Consider the following 17,747-nt stretch of genomic DNA (forward strand, 5'->3'; position numbering starts at 1 on the left):
CCGAGCGCTCAGCGCACACGCGAGAACAGTCGATAGAAATTGGCGCTGGTCTGCATCCTCACCTCGTCGAGACTGATACCCCGCACCTCGGCAATGGTCTTCGCTACTTCGACCACGTGACGGGGCTCGTTGGGCTTGCCGCGATGGGGCACCGGCGCAAGCCAGGGGCTGTCGGTCTCGACCAGCAGCCGATCCAGCGGAAGCCGACGCGCCAGTTCGCGAACGTTCTCCGCGCGATGGAAGGTGACGATGCCTGAAAGCGAGATGTAGAAACCGAGCCGGATCGCTTCGCGGGCGATGTCGATATCATCGGTGAAGCAGTGCAGCACGCCGCCTATGTCAGGATTCGCGTGCGCGCGGATCAAGGCCAGCGTCTCGTCCCCGGCGGCGCGGGTATGCACGCTGACCGGCAGTTCCGCTTCGGTCGCCGCGATCAGGTGATTGCGAAAGCGCAGGCGCTGGGTCTCGAACGGCACCGCCGCCTCGGTATCGGCGAAGTCCAGCCCGATCTCGCCCACCGCGACCGGCGCGAAGCGCTCGATGCAGGCGCGGATCTCGTCCAGGCTGGGCTCATGCTCGAGCGCTTTGAGCGGATGCACGCCGGCGGCGATCTCGACGCAGCGATGCCTGCGGGCGATCTCGACCAGCCCGGGCAGGTCGTCCAGGTCGGTGGCCATGGCGAGAATCCGGCCGACGCCCGCCTCGAGGGCTGCATCGATCGCCGCGTCGAGGCTACCCTGGTAGGGCGCGAGATCGAGCCGGTCGAGATGACAGTGGGAGTCGATGAAGTGCGGCTGGGCCAGCGGCGCCGCGGACGCAGTGAAGCTTCGAGTCATGGCGTTCTCATGGTTGGATTCGACAGCGCATCGGGGCTTACGAACGCAGCAGCGCCGCCCAGCGGATCAGCCAGGCCTCGAGGACCAGCTGGGGATTGGGATTGCCGCCCTGGGCGATCAGCCGGCGCTGTTCGCGGGCGTAGTCGAGCAGGCGGAACCAATCACGCACCCGGGCGTTCTTCACCGCTTGGCGATAGAGCGACAGCAGATCGGGATTGCGCAGCGACTCGACGTTGCCGGAGAGCCCCAGGCGGATGAGGTCTTCGAGCCAGCTGATACCGTAGCCAAGGATCGCACCGAGCTGCTGGCGGTCGAGGCGCGCAGCCTCGGCCACCGGCTCCGCGCCCCGCACCAGCGCGTCGAAGAGCTCGGTGAGCCGCTGGCGCAGCTTGCGTGCCTCGCTCTCGCCTTGCGCCACGGCGGCCAGCGGCATGCCGCCGGCGACCCGCCACCAGAATCGCGCATCATCTTCATCGGCCAGCCGCTCGACCAGCCAGGGCAGGCAGTCATCGAAGCTCGGCGCAGTGAAGCTCCAGCGCTGGCAGCGGCTGAGCACCGTCGGCATCACCCGCGAGGGCATGTCCGAGAGCAGCAGGAACAGGGTACGGTCGCCGGGCTCCTCGAGCCCCTTGAGCAGCGCATTGGCCGCTCCGATGGTCATCGCCTCGGCGCCGTTCAAGCGCACGATCCGATAGCCGCCCTGCTGCGCGGTCTGGGCAAGGAAGTCGTTGATCCCGCGCACCGTATCGATGCGAATCAGCCGCCCCTGGTCGGCCGGCGCCACGGTGAGCAGGTCAGGATGGTGGCCGGCAAGGCGCATCGAGCAGCCATGACAGCGCCCGCAGGCGACCGCTCCCGCCGCCGCCTGCTGCGGAGCGGCACATAGAAGCCGGGCGATGACAAGCTCGGCGAAGTGACCCTTGCCGAGCCCGGCGGGCCCGGCGAGCATCAGCGCATGGGGCAGCCGGTCACGCTCGATCAGCTCGACCAGCCGATGCCAGTCGTCGAGCTGCCAGGCCAGCGGTCGATCCACCTTGCGTTCGCTCATATCGTCTCCCACTGCGCCAGGCGCCGGTCGAGCACCGCGGCGATCGCCGCCTGGACCTGCGCCAGCTCAGGAGCGGCGTCGATCAATTCGAAGCGTTGCGGCGCCGCCTCGTAACGATGGCGGTAGCCTTCACGCACGGCACGAAAGAACTCGGGCGCCTGGGTCTCGAATCGATCGAGCGTAGCGCCGCGGGCGTTCATCCGAGCGAGCGCGGCCTCCACCGGCATGTCGAGCAAAAGCGTCAGATCGGGTTCGAGGCCGTGCTGCACCAGGCGCTCGAGCGTTTCGATCGCCGCCCGATCGATACCCCGGCCGGCGCCCTGGTATGCGTAGGTGGCATCGGTGAAGCGATCGCAGACCACGAAGGCTCCGCGTTCGAGCGCGGGAAGAATGGTCATCGCCAGATGCTGGGCCCGGGCGGCGAACATCAGCAAAAGCTCCGCGGTCTGGTCGAGCGGCTCATCCGCCGCGGGGTCGAGCAGCAGGGTGCGGATACGTTCGGCACGTGGGCTGCCGCCGGGTTCCCGGGTGCGCACCACCTCCAACCCACGACCGCGCAGATGCTCGACGACGAAATCGACGTTGGTGCTCTTGCCGACCCCCTCACCGCCCTCGAGGGTGATGAAGCGTCCTCTGGCCCTATCGTCGCACGGGTTCATCGCGCTGCTCCTCAAGGTGTCTGTTCGCCTATGCCCTCGCTCACCCCCGCACCGCTGCCCAGGGGCGGTGCGTCTCCCTCTTGCGCTGCACCGCGTCGGTCGCGTATGTAGCGCTGCACCGCCGCGTTGTGCTCGGCGAGGGTCCGGGAGAACCGATGGCGGCCGTTGCCCATCGCAACGAAGTAGTAGGTGTCCCCTGGCGCCGGATCCAACGCAGCCTCGATCGACGCCCGGCCCGGCAAGGCGATCGGGGTCGGCGGCAACCCGTCGATACGGTAGGTGTTGTAAGGGTTATCGGCAGCCAGATCACGTCTTGTAAGCCCCTGGCCGCTGGCCATGCCGAGCCCATAGACGACGGTCGGATCGGTCTGCAGGCGCATGCCGCGCTCGAGCCGACGCACGAAAACCCCGGCGATCTCCCTTCGCTCCTCCGGCGCGCCGGTCTCCTGCTCGATCAACGATGCCATGATCAGCGCCTGATAGGGATCGTCGTAGGGCAGCCCTTCGGCGCGCGACGCCCAAGCGCGCTCGAGTTCGCGGCTCATCAACCGGTAGGCCTGACCGAAGAGCTCGAGATCGCTGTCGCCCTTTCGATAACGATAGGTCGCGGGGAAGAATCGCCCTTCGGGGTGCTCGCCGGCGTATCCCAGGGCCTCCATCAGTGCCTCGTCATCGAGACCCGTACTCTGGTGCTCGAGTTTCGGCGCTGCGTCGAGCAGTCCCCTCATCTGAGCGAAGGTGCGCCCCTCGGGGATGGTCACGGTATAGGTGACCACATCGTTGCTCGAGAGCTTGGCCAGCAAATCGAGCCCACTCATGCCCGGCTCGAGCATGAACTCCCCTACCCTCAGTCCAGTCAGTCGCTCGGGCTCGACCACCCCTAGCAGCTTGAACGGCCACTGCTCGGCGATCACCCCGCGGGATTCGAGCCTGGCCAGCGTCGCACGGGCACCGTCGCCCGGGCGCACTTCGTAGATTTCTGGCTGCGACAGCGCGATCGGTGCATCGAGCTGGTGGCGCCAGTAGTAGTAACCGCCGGTAAGCGCGAGGGCAACCACCAGCGACAGGAGTAAAAACGGTTTGAGCAAACGCATGACGATGATATTGGACCCGTAATGATGTCGCGGCGCTCAGCGATGATACCCGAGCAGTCGATGGGCGCTGCGCTGCAGCGCGAGATGGGCATCGGCCAATGGCGGTTCGAAGGGCTCCCGCTGCGTGGGGAAGTGCAGCCGGCGCAGCGGCCACAGCCCCTGCACCGAGTTGATCAGGCACAGCGCCCGAGCGCGCGTCAGCTCGTCGAGATGCAGCGGCGCGATCTCGAGCGAGCCTGCCTCGAGCAGCGCTGCGCGCAGCGTGCCCGCGACGCCGCACTGCTCGAGCGGCGGCGTGAACCAGCGGCGTCCATCGTGCCAGCAGAGATTCATCGCCGTCGCCTCGGTCAGCCAACCTTGCTGGTCGGCGAGCAGGCCCTCGGCGATCTTTTCCCCGCGCCACTCCGCCCGAGCGAGCACGTTCTCCAACCGGTTGAGATGCTTGATGCCGGCCAGCGCCGGCTGACGGGCCAGGCGCAGTCGGCAGAGTCCCACCTCGACGCCCGCGCTCCAGCGCGCGGCATCGGGGACGAACACCGTCGAGCGCCAGCGCAGCCTGACCTTCGGCTGCGCTGGCGGCAAGTAGCCGCGACCGCCGCTGCCGCGGGTGACGATCAGCTTGGTCACCTTGAGACCGGCAGCGCCGGCAAAGGCGGCCTCCAGCGCTTCGCGATCGGGCGGGCACATGCCGAGCACCTCGCAACCGTGCACCAGCCGGGCATGGTGGGCTTGCCAGAGGGTCGGGCGATGATCGCGTACCAGCACGGTTTCGAATACGCCGTCGCCATAGGCCAGCCCGCGGTCGTCGAAGGGCAGCATCGTATCGCCGCCCACCTCGCTCCTCGCTGGACCCGCCCCGTCGGGCTCGCTCATGCCTGCCTCATCCCCCGGTTTCACACCCGGCCGAACAGCAGCGAGCCATTGGTACCGCCGAAGCCGAACGAATTGGAAAGCGCATGGTCAATGCGCATCTCACGGGCGACGTGGGGTACGTAATCGAGATTGCAGCCCTCGTCGGGCTCATCGAGGTTGATCGTCGGCGGGGCGATCTGGTCACGCAGCGCGAGCACGCAGAAGATCGCCTCGACCGCGCCGGCGGCGCCGAGCAGGTGGCCGATCATCGACTTGGTCGAGCTCACCGCGACCTGCTTCGAGGCCTCGCCCATCACCCGTTCGACCGCCTGGCTCTCGGCGACGTCGCCGGCCATGGTCGAAGTACCATGGGCGTTGATGTACTGCAACGACTCCAGCGCGATGCCTGAATCACGAATCGCGTTGCGCATCGCCATCTCGGCACCGGTGCCGTTCGGCGAGGTGATGTGATAGGCGTCGTCGCTCATGCCGAAGCCCTTGAGTTCGGCATAGATCGTCGCGCCGCGCGCGACGGCGTGCTCGTACTCCTCGAGTACCATCACGCCGGCGCCATCGGAGAGCACGAAGCCGTCGCGGCCGCGATCCCACGGACGGCTGGCGGCCTGAGGGTCATCGTTGCGGGTGGAGAGCGCGCGAGCCGCGGAGAAACCGCCGATGCCGAGCGGCGAAGAGGCCATCTCGGAGCCGCCGCAGACCATCACGTCGGCGTCGCCGTAGGCGATGGTACGCGCGGAGTAGCCGATGTTATGCGTGCCGGTGGTGCAGGCGGTGGTGATCGCGATGTTGGGCCCGGTGAAGCCGTACTGGATCGCCAGGTTGCCCGCGACCATGTTGATGATCGAGCCAGGGACGAAGAATGGCGAGACGCGACGCGCACCGCCGTTGATCAGCGCCGTATGATTGTTCTCGATCATCGGCAGGCCACCGATCCCGGAGCCGATGGCGACGCCGATACGATGAGCGTTGTCTTCGCTGCAGACTATCCCCGAGTCGGCGATCGCCTGGGCAGCGGCGGCGAGCCCGTACTGGATGAACAGATCGACCTTGCGCGCTTCCTTCGGATTGAGATAGGGCGTCGGGTCGAAGTCCTTGATCGAGCCACAGAACCGGGTATTGAAAGTGGAAGCATCGAAGTGCTCGATCGGTCCGATACCGCTCTTGCCCTTCAAGATGTTCGACCAGCTCTCATCGACGGTATTGCCGACCGGGGTCAGCATACCGAGTCCGGTCACCACGACTCTCCTGCGAGGCATCATCACTCCTCCAAACCTTGCTCTAACGCGGCGCAAGCGCCGCTCTCTGATTGTGCCGCGACCTGGATGCGACGATCCGAGTCGCGCTGCGGGAGCGGGAACGGCACCGCCAACCGCGCGCCGCCCTCTCTACCCGATGACACCCTCGGGGAGAGCGTAATCGAAGCAGAGATTATAGCGTCAAACGCACCTCGTTCGAACGCCGATTCGGTCCCTCGCACTCCAACCACGCAATCCAGGCGGGCAAAGCCCCGAGCGGTGGGAATCCAAAGCGGGCGGAGCCATCCCAGCCGAGGCTTCGGATATGAAAAAACCGCTCCGATGGAGCGGTTTTTCCTGCGTACAAGACGCGCGGCGGTCATCGATAACACGACGCGAACGCCAACCCGAGGCGCCGCGTCATACGCTCACTGGTGAGCGTTGATGTAGTCGATCGCTTCCTGCACGGTAGTGATTTTCTCGGCTTCTTCATCGGGAATTTCAGTATCGAATTCCTCTTCCAGAGCCATTACCAGCTCAACGGTGTCGAGCGAGTCAGCGCCCAGGTCTTCAGTGAAAGAAGAGCTGTTCTGGATCTCTTCTTCCTTGACGTTCAGGCGCTCGGCCACGACCTTCTTGACGCGCTCTTCAATGGTACTCATGTTGTCTGTGCTCCTAATAGTACGGATTCCGCCGGTTCAAGACTGACGGTAGTTTATAGACCGCTCCAGAGTGACGCAACAACGCCACCGAGGGCGATCAACGCATGTTCATGCCACCGTTGACGTGCAGGGTTTCACCGGTGACATAAGCGGCGGCATCGCTGGCCAGAAAGCCGACGGCGGCAGCGATTTCTTCCGGCTTGCCCAGGCGGGCGAGCGGAATCTGCCCAAGCAGCGCATCACGCTGCGCTTCGGGCAAGACCTCGGTCATGTCGCTGGCGATGAAGCCGGGAGCGACACAATTGACGGTAATGTTGCGCGAGGCTACTTCGCGGGCGAGCGCACGGCTGAACCCTTCCATCCCGGCCTTCGCCGCGGCGTAGTTGGTCTGCCCCAGGTTGCCGAAGGTCGCGACCACCGAACTCACGTTGATGATACGGCCGTAGCGCGCACGGGTCATCCCGCGAAGACAAGCCTTGGAGAGCCGGTAGACCGACTTCAGGTTGGTGTCCAGCACCTCGTCCCACTGCTCCTCGCTCATCCGCATGAGCAGATTGTCGCGAGTGATCCCGGCGTTGTTGACCAGCACCAGCGGGGCACCGAATCGCTCGGTGATGTCGTTGACCAGCGCGCTGATCGCGGCCGCGTCGTTGACTTCCAGCATGGCCCCTTGCCCTTCGACGCCGTGCTCGGTGAGATCGGCGGTGATCCTTTCGGCACCGGCATCGCTGGTCGCGGTACCGATCACGAAGAACCCCTGGCTTCCCAGCTGGCGGGCCACCGCACGTCCGATCCCACGACTGGCGCCGGTCACCAGCGCCACCTTCCTTTCACTCGCCATATCCAGTCACTCGCTCTCTTCATTCTCTTCGCGCGCAAGTTCCAGCGCGCTCGTCAGGGACTCAGGATCGTTCACCGCGAGCCCCTTGATCCGCCGGTCGATGCGCTTGTTGAGTCCCGTCAGCACCTTGCCGGGACCGCACTCGATGAACACCCGCGAGCCTTGCTCGACCAGCGCCTCGACGCAAGAGGACCAGCGCACCGGTCGATAGAGCTGCTCGACCAACCGCGCTGCCAGGACCTCGACATCATCGTGGCTCTGCGCATCCACGTTCTGGATCACCGGATAGCGCGGCGGCTTGACCTCGAGCTCGGCAAGCGCGGCACCGAGCCGCAGCGCCGCAGGACGCATCAGCTCACAGTGAGACGGCACCGATACCGGCAACGGCAGCGCCCGCTTGGCGCCCGCCTGCTGGCAGGCAGCGATGGCGCGTTCGACGGCTGCCCGATGCCCGGCGATCACCACCTGCCCCGGAGAGTTGTAGTTCACCGCCGCGACGATATCGCCCTGCGCGGCCTCACGGCAAGCCACTTCTACCTGAGCATCCTCCAGACCGAGGATCGCCGCCATCGCACCGACCCCTTCGGGCACCGCTGCCTGCATCGCCTCTCCACGCAGGCGCACCAGACGCACACCGTCGGCGAAGCCGAGCGTGCCGGCGCAGACCATCGCACTGTACTCGCCGAGACTGTGCCCCGCCATCAGCGTCGGGCGGGGGCCTTCGAGCTCCTGCCAGACCCGCCAGATCGCCACGCTTGCGGTCAGCAGCGCCGGCTGGGTCACCGCCGTGGCGTTGAGCGCTTCGGGGCTGCCCTCCTGAATGGTGTGCCAAAGATCGAAGCCCAGGGCACTGGAGGCTTCTTCGAACGTGCTGCGCACCACGCTGTAGCGCTCGGCGAGTTCCCGCAGCATACCGAGATGCTGGGAGCCCTGGCCGGGGAAGACGAAAGCGAGGTTAGCGGTCATCTGGAAGTACCTATCTGTATGCGATCGAATGATCTGGATCCGAGGGATCAGCGCCTCGGATCACAGACTGGAATGAGGCGGTCACTTCGCCAGTCCCTCAGCGAGCCGGCCGGGCAGGCGTCCCGAGACCTCGGTCACGGCTCTCGAGATCGCGTACGAGAAGCCGAGCGCATCGGCTCCACCGTGACTCTTGACCACGGTCGCGCAGAGGCCGAGCAGGCTGGCACCATTGTAGCGCACCGGATCGATCTCACGACGAAAGCGCGACAGCGCCGGACGGGCGAGAAAGCTCACCAGCCGAGTGCGCCAGTTCGCCTCGAAGGTCACCTGCAGCTTGCGCCCTAGCATCTTGGCCAGCCCCTCGCTGGTCTTCAGCGCCACGTTACCGACGAAACCGTCGCAAACGATCACGTCGATACTGCCCGCATAGATGCCGTCGCCCTCGACGAAGCCCTGGTAATCGAAGCGCGGCGCATCGAGTGCACGCAGCAGCGTATCGGTCTCGCGCACCAAGCGGCTCCCCTTGCGACTTTCCGAGCCGATGTTGAGCAGCGCCACCCTGGGCCGCTCGATGCCATCGACCACCCTGACCATCTCGGCCCCCATGCGTGCGAACTGCAGCAGGTGGCGCGGCTGGCAGTCGACGTTGGCGCCGAGATCGAGCACGTAGCAGGGCCGCTCGCCGATGGTGGGGATCGCCGAACTGATCGCCGGACGCACGATGCCTTCCAGCATGCCGAGACAATGACGCGCCACAGCCATCAGCGCACCGGTGTCCCCGGCGCTGACGCAGCCCATGGCTTCGCCGCGCTCGACCGCACGAATCGAGGCGTGGAGACTTGAGGCATCATGATCGCTGAGATAGCGCCCGCGCAGGGCATGGGAAGGAAGTTCCGCTGAGGGAAAGCTGCGCTCGACGTAGCGAAGCGAAATCCGCTCTCGCAGCGGCGCCATGGCGCGCGGCAAGGACTCGAACGCTTCATCGAGAGAGGCTCGACTACCGAAAAGCAAAAGCGACAGCGAAGGGTCACGCTTGAGCGCCTCGAAGCAGCCCCTGACGATGACGCGGGGACCGAAGTCCCCGCCCATCGCATCGATGGCGATACGCACCGCCCGCAAGCGCTGGAATCAGCCGTGCCGCGGCCGGTCGACGCCGCGCTCAGGCGTCGACGTCGACGACCTTGCGACCACGATAGAAGCCGTCGGGAGAGACGTGGTGACGGCGATGGGTAGTGCCGGTCTCTTTGTCCTGGGCCAGCGCCGGAGCGCTGAGGGCATCGTGGGCACGACGCATGCCGCGCTTGGAGCGGGTCTTGCGATTCTGTTGAACGGCCATGTTGAATCTCCTACGGGTAGTGTCCGAGCGCAGGGCGCCCGGAGAATCAAGGTTTGTCCTTCAGCGAACGCAGCACGCTGAATGGGTTGGTCCTGTCGTCCTCGACGGCTTTACCGCTCTGCAGCTGGTCGCGCGAGACACCGCAATCGGCATCGTCGTGATAGACCACCTGCGGGAGGCTGAGGAGCAGTTCATCCTCGACCACCGGCAGCAGTTGAAGCTGTTCATTTTCGACCAGCACCGGCTCATAACGCTTCGGTAGCTCCGCCGCGAGGGCGTCGCTCGAGACCATCGCGAGCAGGAAGTCGCTTTCGATCTCGACCTCCATCGGCTGCAGGCAGCGCTGACAATGCATCGTCACCCGCGCTTCGAGCCTGCCATCGATATGACGCTGGCGCTGAGCGTCGACATCGAAGGCGAGGCGCACCCGGCAGTCACCCTGCTGCTCCCCGAGCGCATCAACCAGACGCGGCATCGAAGCGAGCGGGATCAGGCCTTCCAATCGCTCGGCGTTGGCGGCGAGCCGGTAGGGCTCGACGGTATGGGGAATTCGCATGGTTGACATAGGCGCGCAATAATAGGGACTGTCCAGGCGCCTGTCAAAGCGCGCCGCGCACCACACCTGCCGCTCACCCCGCCATGGAAGTCCCGCTTGAACGACACACCGCCGCCGAAGCTGATCCTCGCCAGCTCCTCGCCCTATCGCCGAGCGCTGCTCGACCGCCTGGGCATCGACTATCACTGCGTCTCACCGGAGATCGACGAGACCCCCGCAGAGCATGAATCCGCCGAAGCGCTGGCGGCGAGACTGGCGCTCGAGAAAGCGTGGAAGGTAGCCCGGGAGCACCCGCAAGCGCTGGTGATCGGCTCGGACCAGGTCTGCGCCTTCAATGGGCTCGTCCTGGGCAAGCCTGGTATCGAGGCGGCCGCCCGCGAGCAGCTGCGCGGTTTCTCCGGCCAGCGGGTGAGCTTTCATACCGGAGTTGCACTGGTCGATGGGTACCGCGGCACGCACCAGAGTGCGGTGGAGCGCTTCGACGCGGTGTTCCGCAGCCTGGATGGTGCCGAGATCGAACGCTACGTCGCCCGCGAACGACCGCTGGACTGCGCAGGCGCCTTTCGCATGGAGGGGCTGGGCATCGCGCTGTTCGAACGCTTCGAGGGCGATGACCCGAATACGCTGATCGGCCTGCCCTTGATTCGTCTCTGCGCGATGCTGCGCCGGGCGGGCCTGGACCCGCTCGGCGCCAGGTGAGGTTCAGTTCAACTGATAGCGCAACGGTGAGCGCGAGGTTTCGAGCTCGAGACCCAGGAAGCTCGCCGCCATCACGCCAAGGCGCTGGGCGACTCTTTCCAACGGGTCGACCTTGGGGGTGTAGTCGACGTAGGCGGTGGCATCACCGACCTGGGCCCGGATCACCTGATCGAAGCTCTCCAGTTCATCGACCAGCCCCAGCGACATCGCCTGCTCACCGCTCCAGACCAAGCCGCTGAACAGCTCAGGGTCATCCGCCAGACGATCCCCGCGGCCCGCCTTCACCGCATCGACGAACTGACGATGGGTGGTATCGAGCACCTGCTGCCAGAACTCCTGCTGCTGGGGCGTTACCGGCCTGAACGGATCGAGCATGTCCTTGTTCTCGCCGGCGGTGAACACGCGACGCTCGATGCCGAGCATATCGATCGCTCCCTCCAGCCCGAAGCCGGCGTGGATCACGCCGATCGAACCGACCAGACTCGAGGGCGAGGCGTAGATCCGCTCGGCCGCCGAGGCGACGTAGTAGGCGCCGCTGGCGCCAAGGTCCTCGATCACCGCATAGATCGGCTTGTCGCCGGCCTCGCGCAAACGCATCACCTCGGCGTAGATCCGCTGCGCCTGCACCGGGGTGCCGCCAGGACTATTGATATGCAGCACCACCGCCTGGGCAGAACTGCTCCAAGCAGCGTCGAGCCCTTCTATGATGCGCTCGGCACTGGCTTCGCTATCGTCGGAGATCACGCCGTCGATCTCGACCACCCCAACATGGGGACCGACCAGCCCGGCGTCGCCGTCGTAGCGCATCACCGCCCAAAGGATGCCGGCGAAGATGGCCAGCCAGATCACCAGCTTGACCAAGCGGAAGAACAGTCGCCAGCGCCGCGAGCGGCGCCGCTCGACCAGCATCTCCTCGGCCAGCCGGATCAGCGTCGCCCGCGCCTGGGCCTCGCTCACCGCCGCGGGGCCGGCGTCCGAAGCCTCGGACGCCGGTGTCGTCTTCGCCATACGCTCGCCGCTCGCCGGCTCGTCCCACTCGTTTCGTTCATCGCTCATTGCACGCTTCCTACCAGCTGATTCCAAAAATCACATCGCGACCGCACCAGGTATCCGGGGGCTCATCGAGCCTCCTCCCAGCCAGTCGACCAGCGCGGCGAAATCCTCGCAGACCCAGAGCGGCGCCTGGCGCATCAGCCGCTGCGGCGCGTGGACGCCCCATGCCACCCCGACCGCGTCCATCCCGAGCGCCCGGGCCATCGCCAGGTCATATTCGCTATCCCCGACCATCAGCGCCTGGCCGACGTCGACGCTGGTCTCCTCCAACAGCTCAACCAGCATCAACGGATCCGGCTTGGAGCGGGTCAGGTCGGCAGTACGGCTGGCCTCGAAAAACCCCGCCACCCCGGCCGCCTTGCCCAGCGCGCGGTCGAGCCCGCGCCGGCTCTTCCCGGTCGCCACCGCAAGCCGCATGCCCTGGCGATGCAGCGCACCCAAGCCCTTCTCCACGCCAGGAAAGAAGCGAGTGTCCGGCGCCTGCGTCTCGGCGGCGACGAAATGCTCGACGTAGCGCTGGCGCAGCGCCTCGGCGCGCTCGGGGCCAAGCCCGGGCGCCAGGGTCGCGATCGCCTCCGGCAGCCCCAGCCCTACGATGTCACGAACCTGCTGCGGCGCGAACTCCCCCATTCCCAGCTCGCGTCCGGCGCGCTGCATCGCCGCAACGATCCGTGCGACCGAATCCATCAAGGTTCCATCCCAATCGAAGATCACCAGCCGATAGCGCATTCGTTCCGTCCTCGTCTTGACGATTTCCCCCGCCCCATGCCGCCCGCCCCTCGCTCAACGCGCCTCGCGGGCGCGCACGAGCACCGCGTCGAGCGCCGGGTCGAGGCGCGCCTTGAGCTCGATCGCGCGTCCGCTGCGCGGATCCGCGAAACCGAGCGAGTGGGCATGCAGGAACAGCCGCTCGAGCCCGAGCTGCGCGCTGATCCGCATTCCTTCGTGACTGCCGTACTTGGCGTCATTGAGCAGTGGATGCCCGACGTGGGCGGCGTGGACGCGAATCTGGTGGGTCCGGCCGGTGATCGGCGAGGCCTCGACCAAGGTCGCACGCACGAACGTCTCACGCACGTCGAACAGCGTACGCGAACGCTTACCGTCGCGCTCCACCCGCACCCGGCGCTCGCCGTTGCCCGCGTCGTAACGGGCAAGGGGCGCGGCGACCCAATCGCGCCGCGCGGGCCAGCGCCCCTCGACCAGTGCGAGATAACGCTTGTCCATGTGCTTGTCCTTGATCGCCGCGTTGAGCGCCAAAAGCCCCTCGCGACTCTTGGCCAGCAGCAGGCATCCCGAGGTGTCGCGGTCGAGCCGATGCACCAGCTCGAGAAAAGGCAGGTCGTAGCGGACCTGCCTCAGCGCCTCGATCAAGCCGATCTTCACGCCGCTGCCACCGTGCACGGCGAGCCCCGCCGGCTTGTTGATCGCAAGCCAATCGTGGGACTCGGCCAGCACGCTGCTGGCGAGCAGATTCTTCAGGTTTTCGGAGACTTCCTGCACCGCCTCTTCCGGGGCCAGGCGCAGCGGCGGCACTCTGACCATGTCGCCGGTCGCGAGCCGGGTCTCGGCCTTGGCACGCCCCTTGTTGACCCGCACCTCGCCACGACGAATGATCCGGTAGACGAGCGACTTCGGCGCCCCCTTCAGCCGACCGAGAAGGTAGTTGTCGAGCCGCTGACCGTGCTGCCCCTCGTTGACCTCCAGCATTTGCACGCCCTGCCCTTGCGTGGACTGCGCCTGCGTCTCCTGCTTGTCGCCCATACCGCTCCCCTGTCTCGCCAAAGACCCGCGACGTCGCCGCGAACCTCCATTGCCGCGGTGCTCCGAACGAAGCGACCTCGCGACTTGATCGGCCATTCTAGCCGATTGTCGCGCCGCCGACGCCAATTGCTCGCCCAGGCCTTTGTTGGTATATTCCGCCTGCCTACATGGGGTAAGCGGCGGCATCGCCGCTGCACCCAAAGCGCCCGCGAGATCAAGGACATGCGGGCCTGGCAAACGATATAGAACGCGCTGAACACACGTTGCACGACAAGGCCAAAACCACCGTGCGAGCAACCGCCACGAGCGGCTCGACGGCTCGGCCTTGCAGGGACCGACCCTTCAGCGGGCCGGCACAGCGTGCGCTAGGCGCGAAAAAACGAAACGCCCGGTTTCGACATACACGGGTACTTACCATCATCCCGTGCCGGAGTCGGCGTCATCGAATCGACGAATGCCAGGTGTCTGGCGGTCGACCGCGGAACCGGATGGCGCATTGCCACCGCAACACGTTCCGCTCACCGCCTCGTACTCATCATGACCAACCTTGCACACCTTGTTCGTCTCCACCTCGGCTCCGCGGACGCGGTCCGATCGTAGGACGTGCAGGACGCACCACCCGACATGCACTGAGCACAACACGAAGCACCAAGCGGTTCGCCGACGCCCGTCGCCCGGCGCGACTAAGTCAGCGAGACGATATGAAAAGAATGCTCATCAATGCGACGCAGCCCGAGGAGCTTCGCGTCGCTCTGGTGGATGGACAACGCCTTTACGATCTCGACATCGAATCAGGTGCTCGTGAACAGAAGAAGGCCAACATCTATCGCGCCAGGATCACTCGGGTCGAACCGAGCCTCGAGGCCGCCTTCGTCGATTTCGGCGCCGAGCGCCACGGCTTCCTGCCGCTCAAGGAAGTCGCCCGCGAGTACTTCATCAAGGACCCCTCCTCCGGCGGTCGCCCCAACATCCGCGAAGTGCTCAAGGAAGGCCAGGAGATCATCGTCCAGGTCGACAAGGAGGAGCGCGGCAACAAAGGCGCGGCGCTGACCACCTTCATCAGCCTGGCCGGCCGCTTCCTCGTGCTGATGCCCAACAACCCCCGCGCCGGCGGCATTTCCCGGCGCATCGAGGGTGATGAGCGCAGCCAGTTGAAAGAGGCGATGAACGACCTGCGCCTGCCCGACAAGATGGGCGTGATCGTGCGTACCGCTGGCATCGGGCGCTCGAGCGAGGAGCTGCAGTGGGACCTCGACTACCTGGTCCAGGTCTGGGAGGCGATCACCGAGGAGGCCAACCAGCGCTCCGCTCCCTTCCTGATCTACCGCGAGTCCAACGTCATCATCCGCGCGATGCGCGACTACCTGCGCCAGGATATCGGCGAGGTGCTGATCGATGGGGAAAGCGTCTATGCCGAGGCGCTCGGCTTCGTCCAGCAGGTGATGCCGAGCTACCAGCAGAAGATCAAGCTCTACCAGGATGAAGTGCCGCTGTTCTCCCGCTTCCAGATCGAGTCGCAGATCGAGACCGCCTACCAGCGCGAGGTGAAGCTCCCCTCCGGCGGCGCGATCGTGATCGACAACACCGAAGCGCTGGTGTCGATCGACATCAACTCCGCGCGTGCCACTCGCGGCGGCGATATCGAGGAAACCGCGCTGCAGACCAACCTCGAGGCCGCCGACGAGATCGCACGCCAGCTGCGCCTGCGCGACTCTGGCGGACTAGTGGTGATCGACTTCATCGATATGTCGCCGGCGAAGAACCAGCGTGAAGTCGAAAACCGCATGCGCGATGCGCTCAAGCTCGACCGTGCCCGAGTTCAGGTCGGACGTATCTCGCGCTTCGGCCTGATGGAGATGTCGCGCCAGCGCCTGCGCCCCTCGCTCGGCGAGACCAGCGGCGTGGTCTGTCCGCGCTGCAACGGCCAAGGCACCATCCGCGATGTCCGCTCGCTGTCGCTGTCGATCCTGCGCCTGATCGAGGAAGAGGCGATGAAGGATCGCAGCGCCCAGATTCGCGCGGTGCTGCCGGTACCGGTCGCGACCTACCTGCTCAACGAGAAGCGCCACGTCCTCGCCGAAGTCGAGCGGCGCCAGGGCGTGCGGGTGATGCTCCTGCCCGAACCCGACATGGACACCCCGCACTACGATGTGCAGCGCCTGCGCGACGACCAGATCGAGGAAGAGGATCTCGGCAAGTCGAGCTTCGAGCTGGATACCAACTACGAAGCACCAGTGGTCGAAAGCGGTATCGGCAAGGTAGCGGTGCGCACCGAGGCCGCGGTCAAGACCGTAAGCCACACCACCCCGGCGCCCTCCTCGCTGATCGAGGAACCCGCCCTGGAGGAGCCAGCCCCGACCGCATCGGTCGTGCCGGCCGCGCCGGCGGCCAGCGAGGGCGGCTTCATCACTCGCCTGGTGCGCAGCATGGGTCGCATCCTCGGCGGCGATGCCGCGACCAGCGATACCAGGCGTGATACCAGCGCCAAGCAGCAATCCTCTCCCTCGCCCAAGCGGTCGCAGGGCAGTGCTCCCCGCAGCAACGGCCAGGGCAACGGCTCGCGCCGCGACGCCAGCGCTGGCCAAGGCGCGCGCGAGCAGGCCCGGGAGCCCGCCGAGCAGCGGGTGAAGGAGGAGCGCGACAGCGGCCGCCAGCGTCGCCCGCGCCGCGATGAGCGTGGCGAAGAGGCACGCGGCAGGACCAGCGAGGGCCCGCGCCAGGAGTCGCGCCGCCCGCGCGACACCGACAAGGTGACCGAGCCGAGCGTGCGCGAAAAACCGACCGCTGGGCGCGACAACAGCCAGCCGGCCAGGGAGAGCGCGCCCGCCCGCGATCAGGAGCGCCAGAGCGGCCGCGCTGAAGCTCGCAAGCAGCCCGTCCAACCCGATGCGCCGGTCGAGCAGGACTCCGTCAACCAGCCCAAGCGCACGCGCAACAACCCGCGCAAGCGTACCCGCACCCGTGCGCTCAATCCCGATGCGATCGCCGAGCAGCAGCACCTGCAGGCCGCGGCGGCGAAGGAGGGTGCAGACGAGACGACGGTCGCGCCGGTCGCACAAGCGCCCGAATCCCAGGAGAGCGCGGAGCAGCCCCAGGGCAGCGACGCGCAACCGCAGGAGCGGCCTCGTAACCCGCGCGGTTCGCAGCGCCGCCAGGAGCGCGAAGTCCCAGGGGGCAACCGCACTTTCGGTCGCGACAGCGCACCGGCGCCGGGCGAAAGCACCGTGACCGACGAGCGCCAGGCCGCAGCGAAGCCGGCTTCCGGCAGCGCGATCCTCGCCAACGCGGCCGCAGCGGAAGGTGGAATCGCCTACCCTGCAGTCCCGGTGAGCGAGCCAGCGGCGAGCGCCGAGGTCAAGGACGTGGAGAGCAAGGCATCCGCACGCTCGTCGCACGACCAGCACGACCAGAACGACCAGAGCGACCAGAACGACCAGAGCGACCAGAACGAGGCGCGGCTGGCCACTCCTGCCAGCCCTCGTGGCAGCGGCCCGTCGATCGTCGAGCCCTCGCGTCAGCTTGCCGACTCCGCCACCGCGGCGCCGGACGATCAAGCCAGCGACCCCGTCGGCAAGGTCGGCATGTCGGGCCAGGAATCGGACCAGCCGAGCATGGCGCCCGAAGCCAAGGAAAAAGCCAGCGAGGGGACGGCCGAAGGCATCCACGAGGCCAAGCCCGAGGCTCAGGCCAAGGCCAGCGAATCCGAGGCTACGTCCGAAGCTCAGGCCAAAGCCAGCGAGGCCGACGCCAAGCATGAGGCTCAGGCTCAGGCCAAAGCCAGCGCGGCCAAGCATACGGTCAAGCCCGAGGCTCGGGCCAAAGCCAGCGCGGCCAAGCATGAGACCAAGCCCGCCGAGGCCCAGGCCGAAGCCAGCCAAGACAAGGCCGAAGAGCGAAGCGAAGCGAAGCCCGGTGTCGCGACCGAAGCCGAAGCCACCGCCCCGGCGGCCGACGCTACGGCGGAAACCGCCGAACAGGCCAGCCAGCGCCGCTCACGCCGCCGTGCTCACAATGACCCGCGTGAACAGCGTCGTCGGCAGCAGCAGGAGAAGCACGACCGCTGACGCTGCGGGAGCCGCCTGCCGGCTCCACCCGTTCGAACGACGAAACCCGGCCACGGCCGGGTTTTTT

General features: G+C 66.6%; 17 protein-coding genes. 2 read left to right on the forward strand and 15 right to left on the reverse strand.

The window, feature by feature from the left end; genetic code table 11:
• Nucleotides 1-8: 8 nt before the first annotated feature.
• The 12 genes from Q376_RS21635 to Q376_RS0106645 form a co-directional block, all read right to left on the reverse strand.
• On the reverse strand, nucleotides 9-836 hold the full coding sequence (locus tag Q376_RS21635) for a TatD family hydrolase (protein ID WP_052365013.1): 828 nt from the start codon (nucleotides 834-836) through the stop codon (nucleotides 9-11).
• A 37-nt stretch (nucleotides 837-873) separates the two neighbouring features.
• On the reverse strand, nucleotides 874-1,884 hold the full coding sequence (gene holB / locus Q376_RS0106595) for a DNA polymerase III subunit delta' (RefSeq protein WP_027349654.1): 1,011 nt from the start codon (nucleotides 1,882-1,884) through the stop codon (nucleotides 874-876).
• Nucleotides 1,881-2,543 carry a dTMP kinase gene (tmk, locus tag Q376_RS0106600; protein WP_027349655.1) on the reverse strand — a complete coding sequence of 221 codons (663 nt, stop codon included), beginning with the start codon at nucleotides 2,541-2,543 and terminating at the stop codon, nucleotides 1,881-1,883. The genes holB and tmk overlap by 4 nt, the downstream gene beginning before the upstream one ends.
• A gap of 11 nt (nucleotides 2,544-2,554) precedes the next feature.
• Entirely contained in the window at nucleotides 2,555-3,637 is a 1,083-nt protein-coding gene (mltG, locus tag Q376_RS21640; protein WP_211266609.1) for an endolytic transglycosylase MltG, read from the reverse strand.
• Between the two features lie 36 nt (nucleotides 3,638-3,673).
• Nucleotides 3,674-4,510 (reverse strand): aminodeoxychorismate lyase, encoded by an 837-nt coding sequence (gene pabC / locus Q376_RS0106610; protein WP_245598913.1) that lies wholly within the window; start codon nucleotides 4,508-4,510, stop codon nucleotides 3,674-3,676.
• A 20-nt stretch (nucleotides 4,511-4,530) separates the two neighbouring features.
• On the reverse strand, nucleotides 4,531-5,763 hold the full coding sequence (gene fabF / locus Q376_RS0106615) for a beta-ketoacyl-ACP synthase II (protein WP_027349657.1): 1,233 nt from the start codon (nucleotides 5,761-5,763) through the stop codon (nucleotides 4,531-4,533).
• Nucleotides 5,764-6,170: 407 nt separating this feature from the next.
• Entirely contained in the window at nucleotides 6,171-6,404 is a 234-nt protein-coding gene (acpP, locus tag Q376_RS0106620) for an acyl carrier protein (protein ID WP_027349658.1), read from the reverse strand.
• Nucleotides 6,405-6,501: 97 nt separating this feature from the next.
• Entirely contained in the window at nucleotides 6,502-7,245 is a 744-nt protein-coding gene (gene fabG / locus Q376_RS0106625; protein ID WP_027349659.1) for a 3-oxoacyl-ACP reductase FabG, read from the reverse strand.
• A 6-nt stretch (nucleotides 7,246-7,251) separates the two neighbouring features.
• A complete protein-coding gene (gene fabD / locus Q376_RS0106630) occupies nucleotides 7,252-8,211 on the reverse strand; it encodes an ACP S-malonyltransferase (protein ID WP_027349660.1) in 960 nt (319 codons plus the stop codon).
• An 81-nt stretch (nucleotides 8,212-8,292) separates the two neighbouring features.
• Complete coding sequence (gene plsX / locus Q376_RS0106635; protein WP_027349661.1) at nucleotides 8,293-9,321, reverse strand: phosphate acyltransferase PlsX; 1,029 nt, start codon at nucleotides 9,319-9,321, stop codon at nucleotides 8,293-8,295.
• Nucleotides 9,322-9,370: 49 nt separating this feature from the next.
• Nucleotides 9,371-9,547, reverse strand: coding sequence for a 50S ribosomal protein L32 (rpmF, locus tag Q376_RS0106640; RefSeq protein WP_027349662.1), 177 nt, complete (start codon nucleotides 9,545-9,547; stop codon nucleotides 9,371-9,373).
• A 46-nt stretch (nucleotides 9,548-9,593) separates the two neighbouring features.
• Nucleotides 9,594-10,112, reverse strand: a complete 519-nt coding sequence (locus Q376_RS0106645; RefSeq protein WP_027349663.1) for a YceD family protein — start codon at nucleotides 10,110-10,112, stop codon at nucleotides 9,594-9,596.
• 87 nt (nucleotides 10,113-10,199) lie between these two features.
• Between Q376_RS0106645 and Q376_RS0106650 the strand changes: the two genes are divergently transcribed.
• Entirely contained in the window at nucleotides 10,200-10,802 is a 603-nt protein-coding gene (locus tag Q376_RS0106650) for a Maf family protein (protein WP_043446535.1), read from the forward strand.
• Between the two features lie 3 nt (nucleotides 10,803-10,805).
• Here the strand turns inward: Q376_RS0106650 and sppA are convergent, their stop codons facing one another.
• The 3 genes from sppA to Q376_RS0106665 are packed head-to-tail and all read right to left on the reverse strand — an operon-like array spanning nucleotide 10,806 to nucleotide 13,616.
• Complete coding sequence (gene sppA / locus Q376_RS0106655; RefSeq protein WP_027349665.1) at nucleotides 10,806-11,858, reverse strand: signal peptide peptidase SppA; 1,053 nt, start codon at nucleotides 11,856-11,858, stop codon at nucleotides 10,806-10,808.
• 30 nt (nucleotides 11,859-11,888) lie between these two features.
• A complete protein-coding gene (locus Q376_RS21645) occupies nucleotides 11,889-12,584 on the reverse strand; it encodes an HAD family hydrolase (protein WP_052365014.1) in 696 nt (231 codons plus the stop codon).
• A 54-nt stretch (nucleotides 12,585-12,638) separates the two neighbouring features.
• Complete coding sequence (locus Q376_RS0106665) at nucleotides 12,639-13,616, reverse strand: RluA family pseudouridine synthase (RefSeq protein ID WP_052365015.1); 978 nt, start codon at nucleotides 13,614-13,616, stop codon at nucleotides 12,639-12,641.
• A 701-nt stretch (nucleotides 13,617-14,317) separates the two neighbouring features.
• On the opposite strand from Q376_RS0106665, the gene rne reads away from it, so the two are divergent.
• Nucleotides 14,318-17,680, forward strand: a complete 3,363-nt coding sequence (rne, locus tag Q376_RS0106670; protein ID WP_027349667.1) for a ribonuclease E — start codon at nucleotides 14,318-14,320, stop codon at nucleotides 17,678-17,680.
• The last annotated feature ends 67 nt before the right edge of the window (nucleotides 17,681-17,747 follow it).

The sequence above is a fragment of the Halotalea alkalilenta DSM 17697 genome (assembly GCF_000621205.1).
Taxonomy (GTDB): domain Bacteria; phylum Pseudomonadota; class Gammaproteobacteria; order Pseudomonadales; family Halomonadaceae; genus Halotalea; species Halotalea alkalilenta.